At 67.3% G+C, this 19,588-nt stretch carries 21 protein-coding genes; 12 read left to right on the top strand and 9 right to left on the bottom strand.

Going from position 1 to position 19,588, the window contains the following annotated elements:
• Window positions 1–150: 150 nt before the first annotated feature.
• Window positions 151–1,008, bottom strand: a complete 858-nt coding sequence (locus EJ105_RS17505; protein ID WP_250167341.1) for a LysR family transcriptional regulator — start codon at window positions 1,006–1,008, stop codon at window positions 151–153.
• A gap of 97 nt (window positions 1,009–1,105) precedes the next feature.
• Between EJ105_RS17505 and EJ105_RS17500 the strand changes: the two genes are divergently transcribed.
• The gene (locus tag EJ105_RS17500) at window positions 1,106–1,486 is read left to right on the top strand and encodes a tautomerase family protein (RefSeq protein WP_250167340.1); all 381 of its coding nucleotides are present in this window, start codon (window positions 1,106–1,108) and stop codon (window positions 1,484–1,486) included.
• Window positions 1,487–1,622: 136 nt separating this feature from the next.
• Window positions 1,623–1,958 (top strand): GIY-YIG nuclease family protein, encoded by a 336-nt coding sequence (locus tag EJ105_RS17495; protein WP_250167339.1) that lies wholly within the window; start codon window positions 1,623–1,625, stop codon window positions 1,956–1,958.
• A gap of 113 nt (window positions 1,959–2,071) precedes the next feature.
• Here EJ105_RS17495 and atzD read toward each other — a convergent pair whose 3' ends face one another.
• From atzD to EJ105_RS17460, 7 genes are all read right to left on the bottom strand, one after another.
• Window positions 2,072–3,151, bottom strand: a complete 1,080-nt coding sequence (gene atzD, locus EJ105_RS17490) for a cyanuric acid amidohydrolase (RefSeq protein WP_250167338.1) — start codon at window positions 3,149–3,151, stop codon at window positions 2,072–2,074.
• Window positions 3,152–3,161: 10 nt separating this feature from the next.
• The gene (locus EJ105_RS17485; protein WP_024280822.1) at window positions 3,162–3,935 is read right to left on the bottom strand and encodes an ABC transporter permease; all 774 of its coding nucleotides are present in this window, start codon (window positions 3,933–3,935) and stop codon (window positions 3,162–3,164) included.
• Window positions 3,932–4,759 (bottom strand): ABC transporter ATP-binding protein, encoded by an 828-nt coding sequence (locus tag EJ105_RS17480; RefSeq protein WP_250167337.1) that lies wholly within the window; start codon window positions 4,757–4,759, stop codon window positions 3,932–3,934. Before EJ105_RS17480 ends, EJ105_RS17485 begins: the two co-directional genes overlap by 4 nt.
• Window positions 4,756–6,192: an allantoinase AllB gene (gene allB, locus EJ105_RS17475; RefSeq protein WP_250167336.1), complete on the bottom strand. Its 1,437-nt coding sequence runs from the start codon at window positions 6,190–6,192 to the stop codon at window positions 4,756–4,758. Before allB ends, EJ105_RS17480 begins: the two co-directional genes overlap by 4 nt.
• A 10-nt stretch (window positions 6,193–6,202) precedes the next feature.
• A complete protein-coding gene (locus tag EJ105_RS17470) occupies window positions 6,203–6,994 on the bottom strand; it encodes an SDR family NAD(P)-dependent oxidoreductase (protein WP_250167335.1) in 792 nt (263 codons plus the stop codon).
• A gap of 92 nt (window positions 6,995–7,086) precedes the next feature.
• Complete coding sequence (locus EJ105_RS17465; RefSeq protein WP_250167334.1) at window positions 7,087–8,142, bottom strand: ABC transporter substrate-binding protein; 1,056 nt, start codon at window positions 8,140–8,142, stop codon at window positions 7,087–7,089.
• Between the two features lie 24 nt (window positions 8,143–8,166).
• Window positions 8,167–8,925: a cysteine hydrolase family protein gene (locus EJ105_RS17460; protein ID WP_250167333.1), complete on the bottom strand. Its 759-nt coding sequence runs from the start codon at window positions 8,923–8,925 to the stop codon at window positions 8,167–8,169.
• Window positions 8,926–9,058: 133 nt separating this feature from the next.
• Between EJ105_RS17460 and EJ105_RS17455 the strand changes: the two genes are divergently transcribed.
• Both EJ105_RS17455 and EJ105_RS17450 read left to right on the top strand, forming a co-directional pair.
• Window positions 9,059–9,973, top strand: a complete 915-nt coding sequence (locus EJ105_RS17455) for a LysR family transcriptional regulator (RefSeq protein WP_250167332.1) — start codon at window positions 9,059–9,061, stop codon at window positions 9,971–9,973.
• Window positions 9,974–10,072: 99 nt separating this feature from the next.
• Window positions 10,073–10,657 (top strand): NADPH-dependent FMN reductase, encoded by a 585-nt coding sequence (locus tag EJ105_RS17450; RefSeq protein ID WP_250167331.1) that lies wholly within the window; start codon window positions 10,073–10,075, stop codon window positions 10,655–10,657.
• Between the two features lie 18 nt (window positions 10,658–10,675).
• Here the strand turns inward: EJ105_RS17450 and EJ105_RS17445 are convergent, their stop codons facing one another.
• Window positions 10,676–11,470: a DNA-binding transcriptional regulator gene (locus tag EJ105_RS17445; protein WP_024280815.1), complete on the bottom strand. Its 795-nt coding sequence runs from the start codon at window positions 11,468–11,470 to the stop codon at window positions 10,676–10,678.
• A gap of 307 nt (window positions 11,471–11,777) precedes the next feature.
• Here EJ105_RS17445 and EJ105_RS17440 point away from each other — a divergent pair, with 307 nt between their 5' ends.
• From EJ105_RS17440 to EJ105_RS17405, 8 genes are all read left to right on the top strand, one after another.
• On the top strand, window positions 11,778–12,719 hold the full coding sequence (locus EJ105_RS17440; RefSeq protein WP_250167330.1) for a 3-carboxyethylcatechol 2,3-dioxygenase: 942 nt from the start codon (window positions 11,778–11,780) through the stop codon (window positions 12,717–12,719).
• Window positions 12,720–12,762: 43 nt separating this feature from the next.
• The gene (locus EJ105_RS17435) at window positions 12,763–13,956 is read left to right on the top strand and encodes an acyl-CoA dehydrogenase family protein (RefSeq protein ID WP_250167329.1); all 1,194 of its coding nucleotides are present in this window, start codon (window positions 12,763–12,765) and stop codon (window positions 13,954–13,956) included.
• Between the two features lie 8 nt (window positions 13,957–13,964).
• Entirely contained in the window at window positions 13,965–14,540 is a 576-nt protein-coding gene (locus tag EJ105_RS17430) for a flavin reductase family protein (RefSeq protein ID WP_250167328.1), read from the top strand.
• Window positions 14,541–14,542: 2 nt separating this feature from the next.
• Window positions 14,543–15,409 carry an alpha/beta fold hydrolase gene (locus EJ105_RS17425; protein ID WP_250167327.1) on the top strand — a complete coding sequence of 289 codons (867 nt, stop codon included), beginning with the start codon at window positions 14,543–14,545 and terminating at the stop codon, window positions 15,407–15,409.
• Between the two features lie 6 nt (window positions 15,410–15,415).
• Window positions 15,416–16,222, top strand: a complete 807-nt coding sequence (locus tag EJ105_RS17420) for a 2-keto-4-pentenoate hydratase (protein ID WP_250167326.1) — start codon at window positions 15,416–15,418, stop codon at window positions 16,220–16,222.
• The gene (locus EJ105_RS17415) at window positions 16,219–17,166 is read left to right on the top strand and encodes an acetaldehyde dehydrogenase (acetylating) (protein ID WP_029555710.1); all 948 of its coding nucleotides are present in this window, start codon (window positions 16,219–16,221) and stop codon (window positions 17,164–17,166) included. The genes EJ105_RS17420 and EJ105_RS17415 overlap by 4 nt, the downstream gene beginning before the upstream one ends.
• The gene (gene dmpG, locus EJ105_RS17410) at window positions 17,166–18,197 is read left to right on the top strand and encodes a 4-hydroxy-2-oxovalerate aldolase (protein WP_250167325.1); all 1,032 of its coding nucleotides are present in this window, start codon (window positions 17,166–17,168) and stop codon (window positions 18,195–18,197) included. The genes EJ105_RS17415 and dmpG overlap by 1 nt, the downstream gene beginning before the upstream one ends.
• A gap of 155 nt (window positions 18,198–18,352) precedes the next feature.
• On the top strand, window positions 18,353–19,555 hold the full coding sequence (locus EJ105_RS17405) for an MFS transporter (protein WP_250167324.1): 1,203 nt from the start codon (window positions 18,353–18,355) through the stop codon (window positions 19,553–19,555).
• The last annotated feature ends 33 nt before the right edge of the window (window positions 19,556–19,588 follow it).

Raw genomic sequence — 19,588 nt, 5'->3', positions numbered from 1 at the left:
GTGCAATATGCCCTATCACTATCTCAAAAACCCCCGTCAGCTCCCCTGACGGGGGTTTTTGTGTTTGCACGCAAGATCAAGATCCGAAATCAGCGCCCGACGATAGTCTTTGTCTCGCAAGTCGATGACATATGCGCCATGCGCACGGATTCACCCACGGGCCGCGCCCCGGAAGGCGGCCGCCAACGCCGCAAGCGCTTCGCGTGAGGGGCCGTCCTTCACCCGGCTGTGCAGCATGATCGGCTGACGCGGCAGGGGCGGGAGACCGAGCCGACGGCTCACCTCCATCGCACCAAACGGGACCATGCGCGGCGATAGCGCCGCCACCCCGAGGCCCGCCATGACCGCCGCCGCCACCGCCATTACCCCGCCGCCAACAAAAATCTCCCGCCACTTCACCCCGGCATCGTCCAGAAGTCGACAGGCCAGCGCGCGCACGCCACACGGCTCGGCCATCGTGGCAATCGGCAGCGGCTCGTCCGGGCGGTGTTGCCAAGCGGGAGCGGCGAACCAACCGAACTGTTCTTCGGCGATCAGGCTGCCATCGTCCCGGTCGGACCTGAGGCGAATGAGCGCGCTGTCGATCTCCCGCCGGTCGAACTGCTGCAGGAGATCGGCCGACGACCCGATCCGGATCTCGATCACAAGCTGCGGATCCTGGCTGTTCATGCGCGCGATCAGGGCCGGAAGCTCGGGGCCGGCGACATGATCGCTGATTCCGATGGTGAGCCGCCGGCGCTGTTCCGAGAGGGAGGCCAGCGTCCGGTCGTGCAGTTCGAGCAAGGCGCGCGCCTGGTCGAGAAAGCTCGCGCCGCGGGGTGACAATTGAACGTAACGCGGGGTGCGGTCGAACAGGCGGCATCCGAGGCGCCCTTCGAGCCGCTTCAGCTTGAGACTGACGGCCGCCTGGCTCGTGCCCATGGCTTCTGCTGCCCTCGTGAAGCTTTCCAGCTCCGCGATGTGAACGAAGGTCCGGACGGAATCGAGGTCGAGTGGCGGATCAATCATATCAAAACACTATCTCAGATATGAGCTGAGATAGTGTATCAAAAAGAAGCGGCCATTCCTATTGTTTCGACATCGATCAACGGGAAGGAGCCCCCCAATGCCTCTCACGCACATCTCCCTCAGGGCCGGCAAGCCGGAAACCTATCGCCGGGCGATCTTCGACAGTCTCGCGCGCGCAATGCAGGAGACGTTCAATGTGCCGCGCGACAACCAGTTCATGACCATCACCGAGCATTCGGCCGAGAACTTCCGGTTCGACCCTTCCTACATGGGCATCTCGCGTACCGAAGATCTGGTGTTCATCCAGATCGCCGCGAACGACACCCGCACGGTGGATCAGAAGAAGGAGATGTTCCGGCGTATCGCCCTCTATCTCAGCGAGAGCCCCGGCCTTCGGCCCGAGGATGTCTTCGTCAACCTCATCGAGGTGAAGAAGGAGAACTGGTCGCTCGGCAACGGCGTGGCCCAATACGCCTGAGCGTCGGTCTTGGTCCGCACCTGCCTGCAGGGCGGGTGGAGGCCGCCAGCGGTCAAGCGGCGAGCCCTCCGTTTGAAGCCCTTATTTACCCGGATGAAAAATCAATCTATATCATCCGGGTAAATATGGAGGCGTCATGGACAGGCAGGAGCGCAAGGCGGCCGTCGCGGCCTATCGGCAACGCAAGCCCGCATTCGGAGTCTATGCGATCGTCTGCACGGCGACGGGGGAGGTGTGGGTCGGCACCAGCCCCACCGTAGACACGCACAAGAACAGGATCTGGTTCGAACTGGGCATCGGTCGCCACGCCAATGGGGCGCTGCAAGCGGCGTGGCGGGCGCATGGCGCCTCCGAATTCCGATATGAGGAACTCGACCGGCTGCGGGAGGACTTCCCCGATTTCGACCGGGACGACGAACTCAAGAAGCGTCGGGCCCTCTGGCAGACGCGATTGCGCGCCGCATCGCTCTAGCGCGGCATTCTTCAGTCCGGCAGAGCCGGGCACTGGAGAGGCGCAACACGTGGGAAGGCCGGCGCTCGTTCCATGCCAGGGGCGCTTGCTGGGCCGAGATGAAAGCAGGCGAATTACCTGCCTTCGGCCGCCATACGCGCGCCGATGATGGCCACCGGGCCGCCGCCATCCGGTCCCTGATGTTCGGCGCCGCCGGAGACATAGATCTCCGTGTGGCCGACCACGCCGGCCAGGGCGCCGGCGACGAAGGCGCGGGCGTGGCGGGTGGAGGAGATGTCGCTGTCGTCCAGCATGGTGTGGCGCTTGCCACGGATGAGGCCGCTGCGGCTCGCCTCGGCCTTGGCGAGTACGATCGTGTCTTCTCCCGGCGCGCCTCCAAGGCGGTCGATGGCTTCGCGCACCGGTGCGACATCTATGGCATCTGCCATCACTGCATGAGCGATGACGAGCGGGCCGCTCCAGCTCTTCGACATGCCGAGCACGACGATCTCGTGGCCCAGAAGTTCGATGCCGCTCGAACAACTGGCGCGGCCGGACCACAGGCCGTAGTCGGCGCAGATGGCGGCATCGGAAAGCGCATACTCGGCCACCTCGCCAAGCGCCAGCGCGATGCCGAGCGCACTGGCGCCGCGCGAGAGGCCCATGGATTTCAACGTGTCGGAGGTCGCCGTGGTCGCGCCCCGCGCCTCGGCCTCGCGCACGCGCGCGGCGGTGAGAAGCGGGCACTTCACCTGCACGAAATGGACATCGCCGGCGTCACTGATGCCGGCCGCTTCCATGGCCCGTCGCACGCCTTCGGCGACCGAGCGCACCTGCCCCATCCGCCCGAGATGCTCGGAGGGAAGGTCCGGCGTATGCGCGCGGCCGACGGCGAGGGCAGGGCAAGCGCCGTTCGCAACGGCCTCGACCACCTCGAACACAAGCAGGTGGGGCGACATCCCGCCCTCGGTGCCGCCCGACATGACAAGGCACACCTCATCCGCCGCGTCGCCGAGATGAGCCCGCAGCAGTGCCTGCAGGGCGGCGACGGCGAAGCCGCGGGAGAAGTCGTTGACGCAGCCGTTGCCCTCGGTCTTGCCGAAGATGGCGAGGATGCCTTCGGGCGCGATGGCGCCGGAGGCGATGGCGGCGGCAAGAGCCGACACGTCGTCGGGGCTCGCCGTGGGGATGCGATGGACCTTGGCAGTGGGCATGGCGCGTGTCTCAGGCGAAGTCCGCCCCGTCCTTGCGCCGCGCCCAGCCGATCACTCGCCCTTCGATGAGGGAGAAGATGGCGTAGAGGCCGACGCCCAGTAGCGCCAGCACGAGCAGCCCGGCGAAGACGAGGGGCACGTCGAAGGAGGAGGAGGCGATCATCATGAGGTTGCCGATGCCCTGGTTCGAGGCCACCGTCTCGGCGATCACCGTGCCCACGAAGGCGAGCGTCACCGATACCTTCAGGGAGGCGAAGAAATAGGGCATGGCGCGGGGCAGGCCGACATTGAACAGGATGTCGAGCTTGGTGGCGCGGAGCGCCTTCATCACGTCCTCCAGCTCCGGTTCCGTGGTGGCGAGGCCGGTGGCGACGTTCACGACGATGGGGAAGAGGCTCATGATCATGGCGGTGAGCACCGCCGGCACCGTGCCCGCCCCGAACCACAGGACGAAGATCGGAACCACCGCCACCTTCGGGATGGAGGAAAAGCCGATCAGCAGCGGATAGCCCGTGTCATAGGCGAGGCGCGAGGAGCCGATGAGCACGCCCAGCAGCACGCCGGAGACGATGCCGAGGGCGAAGCCCACCAGCGTGGTGTAGAGCGTCTGCACCGTGTGCGGCCAGATGGCGGGAGCCTGCAGCCAGAGCGTTTCGAACACCTGGCTGGGCCGCGGCAGGACGATCTCCTTGATGTGGAAGATCACGCAGGCGAGTTCCCAGACGACGAAGAAGCCGATGATGACGGCTGCGGAATTCAGGCGGCGGCGCAGGGCGTAGGTCATGCGGCGCTCTCCACTGCGGCGTCGGGCGCGCGGGCCGAAACGATCAGCTCGCGCAGGCGCTGGGTGAGCGAGACGAAACCCGGTTCGTAGGTCATCTCGATGGTGCGCGGGCGAACGAAATCCACCGCGCAATCCTCGACGATCCGCCCCGGCCGGGCGCGCATGACGCACACGCGATTGGCGAGATAGCCGGCTTCCTTCAAATCGTGGGTGACGAGCAGCACGGTCGGGCGACGCGTCAGCCACAGATCCTGAAGGATGGCCCACAATTCCTCGCGGGTGAACTGGTCGAGGGCGCCGAACGGCTCGTCCAGCATCAGGAGCTGGGGGTCGTGGATCAGGGCGCGGCAGAGCGAGGCGCGCTGGAGCATGCCGCCGGAAAGCTGCCAGGGAAACTTGTCGCCGAAGCCGGCAAGGCCCACCTGCTCCAGCAGGGCATCGGCGCGGTCGCGGAACTCGGTCTTCTTCTTGGCCCGGTATTGCTGCCGGAAGGGCGGCACGATCTTCAGCGGCAGCATCACGTTCTTCCGGATGGTGAGCCACGGCAGCAGGGTCGGGTTCTGGAAGGCCATGCCCACCCGCACCGGTTCGGCGCCGACCTCGCGCTGGGCCACGAACACCCAGCCGGCCGAGGCGGGGATGAGCCCCGTCACCAGCTTGAGGATGGTGGACTTGCCGCAGCCGGAGGGGCCGACGAGGGCGACGAAATCGCCCTTGCCGACCTTGAGATTGGTGGTGCCGAGCGCCTCCACGGTGCGCTCGCCGTGGCCGTAGGTGAGGCGCACGTCCTGGAGATGGACGAAGGGAGGGGCGTCCTCGTTCATGCCGCCGCCTCCGGCCGGTGAGCGATGACGGCCGCCAGGGTTTCATCGGTATGGAGCGGCTTCGCTTCCGGCATCTGCTGGATGGCGTGGACCGAGCGTCCGTGCCCCTTCGTGTCCGCCACCAGTGCGCGATCCTTCATCACGAAGCGGCCACGCACCATGGTATGGCGCGGCAGGCCCATCACGTTCCGGCCGTCCCATGGGGAAATTTTGGAGCGGGACTGGAGATCGGCGTCGCGCAGTGTCCAGGCGTGGTTCAGGTCCACGAAGGCAAGGTCTGCGTCGGCGCCGGGCAGGATGGCGCCCTTCTTCGGGTAGAGCCCCCACACCTTCGCCGGGTTCATCGCGCTCCAGCGCACATAGTCGCGGATGTCGTAGCGGCCGGCCGCGACCTCGGTGAGCATGAGCGGCATCTGCGTCTCGACGCCCGGGAAGCCGCAATCCACGCTCCAGATGTCGGCGCGGGTCTTCTCTTCCGGCGTGTGTGGGGCGTGATCGGTGGCGATCATGTCGATGGTGCCGTCGAGAAGGCCGGCCCAGAGCGGTTCGTTGTTCACGCTCTCCCGCACCGGCGGGTTGACGCGGATGACGCCGCGACAGCGAGCGTAATCGGCCTCGCCCAGCATCAGGTAATGCGGGCAGGTCTCGCCGGTGATGTCCACGCCGCGCGCCTTGGCGTCGCGCAGGGGACCCAGTTCGGCGGCAGAGGAGATGTGCAGGATGTGGATGCGCGCGCCCGTCCATTCGGCAAGGATGGCCGCGCGGGCCACGGCTTCCACCGCCACGACGGCGGGGCGGGAGGCGAGATGGGCGAGCGGGTCATTGCGGCCGCCCTCTGTCAGGCGCTTTTGGCGCCGCTCCATCACCGAATTGGTCTCGGCATGCAGGGAGATGCGCTTGCCGGTGGGCGCCACCCTCTCGAACGCCTCCAGCATCGCCCCCGTGGAGGGCGTCGGGATGCGGCCGAAGGTGTTCCCCATGTAGCACTTGAAGCCGATGATCCCGGCCTCGATCAGCTCCGGCACCTTCTCGATGGTGTCTTCGCCCAGCACCGCATAGAGGCCGTAGTCCACATGCGCCTTGGAGGCGGCGATGGCGTGCTTGGCCTTCAGCGTCTCCCCGTCCGCCACGGTGGGGATGGTGTTGGGCATGTCGAACACGGTGGTCACGCCGCCGAAGGCCGCGGCGGCGGTGCCGCTCTCGAAGTCTTCCTTGTGGGTGTAGCCGGGATCGCGGAAGTGCACATGCACGTCGATGGCGCCGGGCAGAATGTGAAGGCCCGAGGCGTCGAAGGTCTCCTTCGCCTCCGGCATGGCATCGGGCGCGCCGACGGCTACGATGGTCTCGCCGCGGATGGCGATGGAGGCTTCGATGACCGTCTCGGGGGAGACGATGCGCCCGCCATGGATGACGAGATCGACAGGTTCGTTCATGTCATCCTCCTCAGAGCATTGCCCAGCCGCCGTCGACCGGCATGTCGATGCCGGTGAGCTGGCGGGATACGTCGCTGGCGAGGAACAGGCAGGCGTTGGCCACGTCCTCGTCGGTGGTCACGCGGCGCAGGGCATAGTCCGCCGCGTGGCGGGCCATGGCTTCCTCCAGCGTGATGGAAAGCTTCTTGGCCATGTCGGCGCAGACCTTCTCGCGAAAGCGCGGGCCGTCCACCATGCCGGGCTCCACGCAATTCACGTTGACGTTGTGCGGCCCCACCTCCAGCGCGAAGCTCTTGGTGATGCCGCGCAGGCCCCATTTGGAGGCCGAATAAGCCATGCGTCCGGCCCGCCCGCGCATGCCGAAGGTGCCGCCCACATTGACGATCTTGCCATAGCGGCGCTCGATCATGGTGGGCAGCACGGCGCGCATGGTGTGAAAGCAGCCGTTCATGTTGAGGGTGACGATTTCGTCAAACTCCGCAGGCGTCGTCTCCACGCCGGTCTTGCCGATGGGGCCGGAGCCGCCGGCCACGTTGACGAGGATATCCACCGTGCCGAAGGCCTCCACGGTGCGTGCGGCGGCGGCATCGCAGGCGTCGGCGTCGGTGAGGTCGCAGGGAATCACGAGCGCCTCGGCGCCGGCGGCGCGCACCTCGTCGGCGATCGGCGCGATGGCCGAAGTGTCACGGCCAATGAGGGCGAGGCGGCAGCCTTCGGCCGCGAAGGCGCGGGTGATGGCGGCGCCCATGCCCTTGGCGGGGCCGGTGATCAGCGCGACGCGATCCTTGAGCTTGAGATCCATGGGAGGTCCGTTGGGTAGGGGGCGGGCGCCGCTCCACTCACGGGAGCGACGCCGGGTCGGGACGTCGGAACGTCTGGTTCAGAAGAGCCGGATCAGAACAGCTTCTTGGGCAGGTCCGCCACCGGCGGCAGGAAGGCGGGATCGAAGATCTGTGAGGCCTTCGGGGTGGTGGGCAGCTTGTTGGCGTCTACCAGGATGTCGATGGATTCCTGCAGGCGCTTCATGTCCACGTTGCCGAGGCCGATCTTGGCGATCTCCGGGTGGTTCATCTCCGCCTTCAGGGTGGCGTCGAGGCGCTCGGTCTCCACCGGGATCTTGATGAGGGGCTCGCGCTTGGCCACGGCGGCCACCGCCGCGTCGGGATCCTTCAGCGTGTCGATGACGCCCTTGTTGAGGGCGCGCAGGAAGCCCTTGATGGCTTCGGGATTGTTCTTGATGAGATCGGCGGAGACGATGATGCCGTTGGAATAAAGGTCCATGCCGTAGTCGCCGAAGTTGATGTAGCGCAGCTTGTCATCACCGGCGCCGATCAGTTTGGCGGAGAAGCGGATGGTGTTCACATAGCCGAACACCCCATCAACCTGGCCCTGCATCAGCATCTGCTCGCGCAGGTTCGGCTGCATGTTGGTGATCTTGATGCCGGAGCAGTCGATTTTCGCCATCTTGCAGAAGGCCGGGAAGAGCTTGAGCGCACCATCATTGGCCGCGCCGCCGAGCGTCTTGCCTTCCAGATCCTTGGGCGTCTTGATGGGGCTGTCCGCCTTCACCGCGATGGTGAAGGGCGGCTGGTTGAACATGATGTAGACGGCGACGGGCGCGCCTTCCGGCTTCTTGGCGGCGAGCTCGATGAGCGCGTTCACATCGCCGAAACCCATGTCATAGGTGCCGTTCGCCACCAGCGGCACCGCGGCGCCGGAGCCGTTGCCCTGGTCGAAGGTGACGTCGAGACCCTCGGCCTTGAAGTATCCGCGGTCCTGCGCCAGGAAGAACATGCCCTGCGGGCCCTGATACTTCCAGTTGAGCACCATCTTCAGCTTGGTGTCCGCGAGCGCCGGCAGGCCGGCGGCGGCCGTGGAGGCGATGCCGAGGGCAAGGGCAAGCGCAAGTTTGCTACGTGCGAGGCGTCGCGAGAGTATCCGGAGTGTCATTGTGATGGTCCCGTCTGGCTCTGGTTATTGTTGAGGCTGGTCGGCGAGGGCGGCCATCAGGTCGCCGCTCGAAAGCGTGACGCCGTAGAGCTGGCGCACGAGGAAGAGGATGGCGTCCGACACATAGGCCGGGGAGACGGTGGCGCAGGCGTCTTCCACCAGCAGGCAGCCGTAGCCGCGAAAGCTCGCGTCGCAGAGCGTGGAGAAGACGCAGCGGTCGATGTTCACACCTGAGAACAGCAGCGTGTCGATGCCACGGTTGCGCAGGATGGAGTCGAGCTCGTTGTCGTGGAAGCCGGACAGGCGATGCTTGTGCACCACGAGGTCGCCCGGCTCCGGCGCCAGCGCGTCGATGGTCGCGGCGCCCCAGTCGCCTTCCACGAGAATGCGGCCGCGTCCTTCCACCGAGGGATCGGCATAGACGGGCCGCGTGCCCGCGCCCGAAGCCTTGGCGAGGAGCGGGGCCGACAGCTCCGCGCGATCCGCCCGCACCCCCCAGTTCACGAAAATGACGGGCAGGCCTGCCGCCCGCGTCGCCGCCGCCAGAGCCTGAAGGGTCGGCACGATGGCGAGGAGCGGGGAGGGATCGACACCGAGGCGGGGAAACCAGCCGTCGGGTTCGAGAAAGTCGTTCTGCATGTCCACGATGACGAGCGCGGTGCGGGCGAGATCGATCTCGGCCGGCTGCGGCGCGCCGGGGATGGTCACCGGCCGGGGCGTCGGCACGGCACGGGCGAAGCGCAGCGGGGGCCGTTTCAGCGGGGGCTGGTCGGACGCGGACATAAGGAGCGTTCTCGCGACACGCCGGAGAGGAGCTCTCCTGCTGAGAGATGACATTGGCACGACGCAGTGATGCGATCCATTGCCGATTATTCCACATGCTGTAGCCTAAAAGGCTACGATGGGTGGAGACGGCATGCGGCACCTCAGATTCCTGCGCTACATGGACGAGGTGGCCCGCACCGGCTCCATTCGCGGCGCCGCCGACCGGCTCAATGTGACGCCCTCCGCCCTCAACCGGCGCATCATGGATCTGGAGGAGGAACTGGGGCTGAAGCTGCTGGAGCGGCGCCCCCGCGGGGTGCGCCTCACCTCGGCCGGCGAGGTCTTCCTCACCTATGTGCGTGAGCAGCTGAACGATGCCGACCGGATGCGCTCGCAACTCGAGGATCTGCGCGGCCTGCGCCGCGGCACGGTGCGGATCGCCTGCAGCCAGGCGCTGGCGCACGATTTTCTGCCACGGCAGATCGGCGCCTTCCGCAAGCGCTATCCGCTGATGACGTTCGAGGTGATGGTGGTGGACCACGAGCGGGCCATGGGCCTGCTGGTGGACTATGTGGTGGACCTCATTCTCGTCTTCCGCCCGCCGTTTCTTGGACGCCTGAGGCCGATCATGACCCTGCCGCAGCGGCTGGTGGCGCTGATGAATGTGGACCACCCGCTCGCCCGCAAGGCGAAGCTGCGCCTCGCCGACTGCACCGGCCATCCCCTCGCCTTGCCGGAATTTTCCACCGGCGGACGGCAGATGATCGAGGAGCGGCTGTCCCGCGCGGGGCTGAAGCTGTCGGTGGCCGCCGAGACCAATTCTTTCGAGCTGCTGCGCGGCCTCGTCGCCCATACCGGCATGATCTCATTCCAGATCGAGATCGGCGCCGAGCCGGACGCCATGCCGCCGGGTATCGTCGTGCGCCCGGTGGACGAGCGCGACCTGCCAAGCGCCGACCTCGTGCTTGGTCAGCTCCGCGACCGTAACCTGCCGCTGCCCAGCGCCCAGTTCGCCGAGCATCTGGCGGGCGCGCTGCGCGGGCGCATGGAGGTGCCGGCGGGGTAGGGGCAATGGCCGGACGCCCCGGGGTGCAGCCGCGGTTGCGATTGTCCATCGCACCACAGGACGCCATTCTGCGCGTCCGTTGCATGGAAGACGACCGACATGGACACGACAATCAGGCTGATGCTGTTGAACGGCAGTCTCCGGCAGGGCTCGATCAATGGCGCGGTTCTCGCGACTGCTCGCGCTCTTGCGCCGGTCGGCACTGAGGCGCTGCTCTATCGGGGCATTGCAGGCCTCCCCCACTTCAATCCGGACGATGATGTGGATCCGCTCCCCCCCAACGTGGTCGAGCTGCGTGAGGGAATCGGCAAGGCCGACGCCGTGCTCATCTCGACGCCGGAATATGCCGGATCGCTGCCAGGGAGCTTCAAGAATGCTCTCGACTGGACCGTGGGCGGAGCCAGCCTCTGTGCGCGGCCGGTTGGGTGGATCAATGCGTCCGCGGAAGGCCGCGCGCAGGATACCTATGCGGCGCTGAGACTCGTCCTGGAACGCGCCGGCGCCAGGATCATCGAGGCCGCTTGCCGAGACATTCCCGTGCCGAGGTCGGCCGTGGATGCCTCTGGCATCATCGCCGATCCTCACCTGCGTGCCGAGATCGGCTCGGTCGTCCGTTTGCTCGTCGCGGCAGCGAGATCGGGTCTGCCTGAGGATCAGCCCGCCGACACGGCGGATGTGCCGTAGCCGGGGGCACGGGGCCGCCTACGCGATCTCCACTTTCATTGTCTCGGCCTCCAGGGAATTCACCACCTTGCGCAGCGAGTCCAGATAGCGCGAGGCCGCGACCGCAGTCGTCATCGCCGACGCAATGTAGACCACGCTCAGGCAGCCCAGAAGACCTTGCGCGCTGCGGATCGGAACGGCGATCCCGGCCATCTTCGGCTCTTCCGTCCAGTTCATGTGGTTGAAGCCATATCCCTGCTGCACCACGCGGGCGAGCAGGTCGTTCAGGGCCGGGCGATCGCGGGCCAGCCGGCATTCCATCCGCGGCTGACGGGCAAGGAAATCGATGATGCGCTCGCGCTCGTCCGCGGGACAGAAGGCGAGGTAGGCGGTGCCGCTGGCCGTCTGGAGCAGGGGCAGGCGCCGGCCGATCATGGAGCGATGGAACGAGAGCTTGCTGAAGCGGTGGGTGGTCTCGCGCACCACCATGGCGTCCACGTCGAAGGTGCACAGGTCCGTCGGCCAGCCCACCTCCCGCAGCAACTCGCCGAGCAACGGCGAGGCCAGGGCCGAGATCCAGTGTTCGTCGCGAAAGCCCTCGCTGAGCTCGCGCACCCGAAGGTTCAGGCAGTAGCGGTCATCGGACTCGCTGCGCCGGACATATCCCTCCGTCTGCAACGTCTCCAGAAGACGTTGCACGGTGGTGCGATGCAGCTTGGTCAGCTCGGCGAGGCGCGCGACGTTCGCGCCGCCATCCATGCGGTTGAGGACATTGAGGAGCGCGAGCCCCCGGCTGAGCCCCCGGACGTTCTTGTAGCGGCTCGCCTCCGCCATGTGGTTTCACTCCCGACCTTTTCGCCAGCATAGACCAGGCGCGAAACGTTCGGCGCATTGCACGCGCAAAGGCCCGCCGCGCCTCGATCTTTGCCCCGCGCCGATCGGCCTCCGGCTTTCGCGATAGCCCAGAATAATATTTGAAATCAACGATGTGCACCAGGTGCACATCCGAGCGGTTTGACGTTCCGTCTCCGCCGTCGCCGCCCCTACAGTGCACGCATTCAAAATGAAGAACACGACCTGGAGGGGGGAGCTGGCCACGCGCTGTCGTTGGCCCGCAGCTTCCAAGGTCGAGGGAGCCAACATGACCATCATGCTCAAGTGCCTCTCGCACACGCCTTTGCGCGGCCTGAACGATCCCGCGCCGGAGGTGACTGCGGAAGTCGATGCCGTGCTGGCCCGCGCCCGCGCCGAAGTGGAAGCATTCGACCCCGAGCTGATCGTGATCTTCGCGCCGGACCACTATAACGGCCTATTTTACGATCTGATGCCGCCTTTCGTCATTGCAACGGCAGCGGAATCCGTCGGCGATTACATGACGCTGCATGGTCCGCTCTCGGTCGCGCGGGATCTCGCGCTCGACTTGACCCGCTTCGTCCTCGACCACGACGTGGACGTCTCCCTGTCCCATCGCCTTCAGGTGGACCACGGCTGCACGCAGACGCTCGAGGAGCTGACCGGCAGCCTGACCCGCTATCCTGTCATTCCCATCATCATCAATTCCGTCGCCCCGCCCTTTGCGCCCTATCGGCGCGTGCGCCGCCTCGGCGAGGTGGTGGGCCAGTTCATCGCCACCCTCGACAAGCGCGTGCTCGTGGTCGGCACGGGCGGCCTCTCCCATGAGCCGCCGGTGCCTCTGCTGGAAGGCGCGCCGGAAGCCATCGGCGAATTCCTCATCTGCGGCCGCAACCCCACGCCCGAGGCCCGCGCGGCGCGGCAGGAACGCACCATCGCCGCGGGCAAGATCTACGGCACGGACCTCTCCGCCCAGACGCCCCTCAACGCGGAATGGGACCAGGCCTTCATCGACCTGCTGCTCGGCGGAAAGCTCGATGCCGTGGACGACTTCAGCATCGAGGACATCTCGAAGGAGGCCGGCCGCTCCACCCACGAGGTGCGCACCTGGGTGGCCGCCTTCGCGGCGCTTGCCGCTGCGCGGAACGGATACACCGCCCGCCGCGACTACTACCGTCCGATCAACGAGTGGATCGCCGGCTACGGCGTCATGAGCGCCGAGCCACGCTGACAGCGTGCACGCGACCCCAGCGAGGAACGCCAGGAGAATCAGCATGTTGGACAGATCGAGCTGCACCCCCACCGAGACCGAGATCGTCGCCCGCGCGACGGCCATGATCCCCTGGCTGCGGGAGCAGGCGGAGGCGGTGGAGAAGGCGCGCATGGTGCCGGCCGCCACCATCCAGGCCTTTCAGGATGCCGGCTTCTTCCGCATCCTCCAGCCGCGGCGCTGGGGCGGCTATGAGATGAGCCCCAACGTGCTCAACCGGGTGCTGATGGAGCTCGCCCGCGGCTGCCCCTCCAGCGCCTGGAACGTGATGGTGCTCGGCGTCCACCCGTTCGAGGTGGGCCTGCTCGATCCGCGCTGTGGCGATGAATTGTGGGGCGAGGACCCGACGCGGCTCGTCTCCTCCTCCTACGCGCCCTTCGGCACCGTGACGGCGGTGGAGGGTGGCTATGTGCTCAAGGGCGAGTGGCTGACCTCCAGCGGCTGCGACCATGCCGAGGGCGGCGCCTTCCTCGGCGGCCGCGTCATGGAGAATGGCGAGCAGGTGTTCCGCTCGTTCTGGGTGCAGAAATCGGATTTCGAGATCGTGGACGACTGGTTCGTCGTGGGTCTCGCCGGCACCGGCAGCAAGAAGCTGGTGGTGCGCGAGGCGTTCGTGCCGGCCTATCGCAGCCATGTCATCGCCGCCTATGGCGAGGAGACCCACGGCCACGTGGAGAACCTCTACAAGATGCCGTTCTTCTACGTGTTCTACGCGGCCGTGTCGTCCGTCATCGTCGGCATGGCCCGCGGCATGGCCGATCTCTACATCGAGCACATGCGGCCGCGTCAGAACCTGAACCAGGCCGTCGGTGCGGCGGTGAACGACCCCTTCATCAAGGCCCGCCTCGGCGAGGCGACCGCGAAGATCCTCGGGGCGGAAACCCGTATCCTGCACAATACCGACGAGGCGTGGAGCTACGCCGAGCGCGGCGAGCTGGTACCCATCGACGTGCGCGTGCGCCACTTCGCCACCAACCAGTTTACCGGCGGCGAATGCTTTGAAGCGGCCCACATGATCTTCAAGAAGACGTCCACGCGCGGCGTCTGGCTCAACAATCCGATGCAGCGCCAGCTGCGCGACATCCTGGTGGGTGCCAACCACATCACCCAGAACCAGGACAATATCGGCGACCTCCTCGGCGGCCAGATGCTCGGCAATCCCATGCCGGCCGCCAATCCCTTCGGCGTGCGCGCCTGAGCCCGGCCATGACAGAGAACATCAACACACAGACCATCAACCAGCGCCTCGACTGGGCGGCGAGCGAAACTCTGCGCCACCTGCCCACCGCCAGCCCGGATGACCATCGCACCGGCATGCGGCACCTCGCCTCCGGTGTCTCCATCATCACCACGTGCGACGGCGAGACCAAGGTCGGGCTCACCGCCACGGCAGTGTGTTCGGTCACCGTCGATCCGCCCCGCATGGTGGTTCTGGTCAACAAGAAGGTGGCCGCGGCCGACAGCATCCTCGCCAGCGGCTCCCTGTGCATCAACGTGCTCTCCGCGGGGCAGGCGCATCTCGCCAAGGTGTTCGCCGGCATGGTTGAGGGCGTGTTCGGCCCCGCCCGTTTCGAGCATGGAAGCTGGCAGACCCGCGTCTCCGGCGCACCGGTGCTGGAGGGGGCGCTCGCCACCTTCGACTGCCGGGTGGTGAAGGTGTTCGACGAGAGCACCCACCATGCCCTGCTGTGCGAGGTGCTGGACGCCTCCGAGCCGCCGGGCGGCGAGCCCCTGATCTATGTGAACGGCGCCTTCTGCCGCGTCAGCCCCCTGGAATCCTGAGCATGAGCGAACCCTTCACGGAAGCCGGCACCAGCCGCTTCGTCCGCGTGCCCGAAGCCGGCGGCGAACTCACCATCCATTACAACGACTGCGATCCCGGCAATGCCCGCGAGACCGTGGTGATGCTGCACGGCTCCGGCCCCGGCGCGTCAGGCTGGGCCAACTTCAACCGCAACATCGCGCCCCTCGTCGAGGCGGGCTATCGCGTGCTGCTGGTGGATTGCCCCGGCTGGAGCAAGAGCGACACCATCGTCTCAACCGGCTCGCGCTCCAACCTCAATGCGCGTGTGCTGGCTGGCGTGGTGGAAGCGCTGGGGCTGGAGCGCATCCACATCCTCGGCAATTCCATGGGCGGCCACAGCGCTGTCGCCTTCGCCCTCGACCATCCGGGCAAGGTTGGAAAGCTCGTTTTGATGGGCGGCGGCACGGGCGGGGCGAGCCCCTTCGCGCCCATGCCCACCGAGGGCATCAAGCTCCTCAACGCGCTCTATCGCGCGCCCACTATCGAAAATCTGAAGGCGATGATGGCCGTCTTCGTGTTCGATCCCAATGATTTGACCGAAGACCTTTACCGCACGCGCCTCGAGAACATGCTCCAGCGGCGCGACCATCTTGAGAACTTCGTCAAAAGCCTTGAGGCGAACCCGAAGCAGTTCCCCGATTTCGGCCCGCGCCTGGGCGAGATTTCGGCGCCCACCCTCGTCATCTGGGGGCGCAACGATCGCTTCGTGCCGCTGGATGCGGGGCTGCGGCTGCTGGCCGGCATTCCGCGATCGGAGTTGCACATCTTCGGCAATTGCGGGCACTGGGCCCAGTGGGAGCACGCCAACGCGTTCAACGCGCTGGTGCTCGAATTTCTTTCAAGGTGATCTGAGATGAGCACACAGCAGATCCGCGAAGCGGCCGACCGTCTCTTCGCCGCGGCGCGCACGGCCGCGCCCTGCGAGCCGGTGCGGGACCTGATCGGCCTCGACCTGAAGGCCGCCTACGAGGTCCAGTTCCTGAACACAAAGCGGGCGGTGGAGGAGGGGCGGCGCCTTGTGGGTCGCAAGATCGGCCTCACCTCGCGCGCCGTTCAGCAGCAACTTGGCGTGGACCAGCCGGACTTCGGCGTGCTGTTCGCCGACATGGAATATTGCGACGGCGAAGAGGTGCCCTTCGCCCGTCTGCTCCAGCCGAAGGCGGAGGCGGAAGTCGCCTTCGTGCTGAAGGCGGACCTTGCGGCGGCGGACGTCACCCCCACCGAGGTGTGCCGCGCCATCGACTATGTGGCCCCCGCCATCGAGATCGTCGGCAGCCGCGTGCAGAACTGGGACATCCGCATCTCGGACACCATCGCCGACAATGCTTCCAGCGGCGTCTACGTGATGGGCGGCCCCATCCGCCGGCTGGACGACACGGACCTCGCCGGCCTCGGCATGCTGCTCAACCGCAACGGCACCGCCGCGTCCTTCGGCGGCGGCGCGGCCTGCCTCGGCAATCCGCTCACCGCGGTGCTGTGGCTGGCCCGCACCTGCGCCACGCTGGGAACGCCGCTGAAGGCCGGGGACGTGGTGCTCAGCGGCGCCCTCGGCCCCATGGTCCCCGTTGCGCCCGGCGATGTGCTGGAGGCGCGCATCGCGGGGCTCGGCGCCGTGAAGGTCGCCATCGGAACACCCGGCACCACGGAGAAGCAGGCATGAGCACGCCCAAAATCAAGGCCGCGATCATCGGGTCGGGGAACATCGGCACGGACCTGATGATCAAGATCATGCGCATGTCGCGCCATCTGGAGATGGGCGCCATGGTGGGGATCGATCCGGCGTCCGACGGCCTCGCCCGCGCAGCGCGGCTCGGGGTGCCGGTGACGCACGAGGGCATCGAGGGCCTCACCCGCCTGCCCAATTACGCCGAGATCGGCGTCGTGTTCGACGCCACCTCCGCCAAGGCCCACATCGCCAACGACGCGGTGCTGCGGAAGGATGGCAAGAAGGTCATCGACCTCACCCCCGCCGCCATCGGCCCCTTCACCATCCCCGCCATCAACGGCGAGGCCAATCTCGACGCGTCCAACGTGAACATGGTCACCTGCGGCGGCCAGGCCACCATCCCCATGGTCCACGCCGTGCGCCGCGCCACCGACCGGGTGATCTGGGGCGAGATCGTCGCCTCCATCTCCTCGAAATCGGCCGGCCCCGGCACCCGCGCCAACATCGACGAGTTTACCGAGACCACCTCCAAGGCCATCGAGGTGCTCGGCGGCGCCGAGCGCGGCAAGGCGGTCATCATCCTCAACCCGGCCGAGCCGCCCCTCATCATGCGCGATACGGTCTTCACCCTCTCCCAGGGCGGCACGCGCGAGGCCATCGAGGCCTCCATCCTGGAGATGGTCGAGACCGTGAAGGCCTATGTGCCCGGCTATCGACTCAAGCAGAAGGTGCAGTTCGAGGAGATCGGCAACAACGCGCCCGTGCGCATCCCCGGCGTCGGCCCGGTGACCGGCCTCAAGACCACCATCCTGCTCGAGGTGGAGGGCGCCGCTCACTATCTGCCGGCCTATGCCGGAAACCTCGACATCATGACCTCGGCCGCTTTGGTCTCCGCCGACCGCTGGGCCGCCCGTTTCCTCGCGAAGGAGGCCGCGTGATGGCCCGCCCGAACCCCGGCAAGCTCTACATCCAGGACGTCACCCTGCGCGACGGCATGCACGCCATCCGCCACCAGTATTCGCTCGACACGACCCGGGCCATCGCCCGGGCCCTGGACCGGGCCGGCGTCGACGCCATCGAGATCAGCCATGGCGACGGCCTCACCGGCGCCACCTTCAATTACGGCTTCGGCGCCCATGACGACCTCGAATGGATCGCCGCGGTGGCGCAGGAATGCAGCCGCGCCGTCGTTACCGTCCTGCTCATCCCCGGCATCGGCACGGTGCATGATCTGAAGGCCGCCTACGACGCGGGCGCCCGCTCGGTGCGGGTGTGCACCCACTGCACCGAGGCCGACGTGTCGCGCCAGCACATCGAGGCGGCCCGGGCGCTCGGCATGGACACGGCAAGCTTCCTGATGATGGCGCACATGATCCCGGCCGGGAAGCTGGCCGAGCAGGCGCAGCTGATGGAGAGCTACGGCTCGGAATGCGTCTACGCCACCGACTCCGCCGGGGCCATGCTGCCGGAGGACTATACGCTGCGGGTGAAGACGCTGCGCGATGCGCTGAAGCCGGAGACGGAGATCGGCGTCCACACCCATCACAACCTCACCCTCGGCGTCGCCAATGCGGTGGCGGGCATCGAGGCGGGGGCGGTGCGGGTGGATGCGTCGCTGGCCGGCATGGGCGCGGGCGCGGGCAACGCGCCGCTGGAGGCGCTGATCGCCGTGCTGAACCGCAAGGGCATCGAGACCGGCTGCGATCTCAACATCCTGATGGATGCCGCCGATGATCTGGTGCGCCCGCTGCAGGACCGTCCGGTGCGGGTGGACCGGGAAAGCCTCTCGCTGGGCTATGCCGGGGTCTATTCCAGCTTCCTGCGCCACGCCGAGGCCGCCTCGAAGGCCTACGGCGTCGACACCCGCGACATCCTCGCCGAACTCGGCCGCCGCCGCATGGTGGGTGGGCAGGAGGACATGATCGTCGATGTGGCGCTCGATCTCGCCCGGGCGGCGGCCGCCGCCTGACAGCGCCGCTCAACACAATCCACCGCGCCCGGTCCCGCACGGCTCGTCCCGTGCGGGACCGGGCGCACACCGAGAAGAACCGCGGGGCCTGCCGGCCATCGGCGGACGGACAAGACAGCGGCCGCAACAGGCCGCGCCGGATGGGAGGAAAGCAAATGTCGACTGCCTTGAAAACAAGCCCTGCGGGAAGCCGGGCGCTCCTTTACGTCTCGCTGGCCGCCGTGATCGAAGGCTTCGATCTGCAGGCCGCGGGCATCGCCGCCCCCAAGATCGGGCCGGCCTTCCACATGACGCCCCAGCAGATGGGTCTGTTCTTCTCCTCGGCCACCCTGGGCCTCATGATCGGGGCCCTGATCGGTGGCTATACGGCGGACCGCTGGGGCCGGCGCGCAGGGCTCCTCATCGCGCTGGTGGCCTTCGGCTTCGCCTCCATCGCGACCATCCTCGCCACCTCCGTGGAGGCACTGGTGGTGCTGCGCTTCCTCACCGGCGTCGGTCTGGGCGGCGCGCTGCCGAACCTCGTGTCCATCGCCTCGGAGGCGGTGGGTCCGGAGCGGAAGGGGCGGGCGGTGGCCCTCATGTATGCCGGCATGCCGCTGGGTGCCGCGGTGGCGAGCCTCGTCGCTTTGCTCGACCTGCATGGCGGGGACTGGCGCTCCATTTTCCTCGTGGGCGGCGTCCTGCCCCTGGTCCTCGTGCCGTTCATCTACATGGGCCTGCCGCCGCTGAAGATGGCGCCCGGCACCTCCGGGCAGAAGACGCCGTGGACGGAGGTGTTCCGTCCCGACTCGATGGTCGCCACTTTGCTGCTCTGGGGGGCCTTCTTCCTCGGCCTGATGGTGGTCTATCTGCTCATGAACTGGCTGCCGCAGCTGCTGGTGGCGCAGGGCTTCTCGCGCGGCGAGGCGTCGCTCGCCCTCATCCTGTACAGCCTTGGCGGCGCCGTCGGCAGCCTCATCGGCGGGCGGGTGCTGGACGGCCGCCAGCGTGGCATCGCCATCGCCGCCAGCTTCGCCTTCGTGGCGGCTGCCCTCGCCATGCTGGGCCTGCTTCAGCCGGCGCTCGCCACCATGCTGTTCACCGTGACGCTGGTGGGCGTCGGCGTGCTGTGCGTGCAGTCCATCCTCTACGGCATCGCCCCCCAATGCTATCCGGCGGAAATCCGCGGCACGGGCGTGGGTGTCGTGGTTGCGGTCGGCCGCCTCGGCTCCATGGCCGGGCCGCTGCTCGCCGGGGTTCTGGTGGCGCAGGGCATCACGCCGGCCGGCGTGATGCTGGTGCTGGTGCCGGTCATCCTCGTCTGCGGCCTCGGCACGCTCGCTCTGGTGGCGCGCCGGTTCCGCCCGGTCCTCGCCTGAGCCTGCTCCCGCGCCTTGTCATACCGCATGGGG

The organism is Xanthobacter aminoxidans (genome assembly GCF_023571765.1).
Taxonomy (GTDB): domain Bacteria; phylum Pseudomonadota; class Alphaproteobacteria; order Rhizobiales; family Xanthobacteraceae; genus Xanthobacter; species Xanthobacter aminoxidans.
Note: the sequence above shows the minus strand (reverse complement) of the source record. Positions and strands in the feature narration are given on the sequence as shown.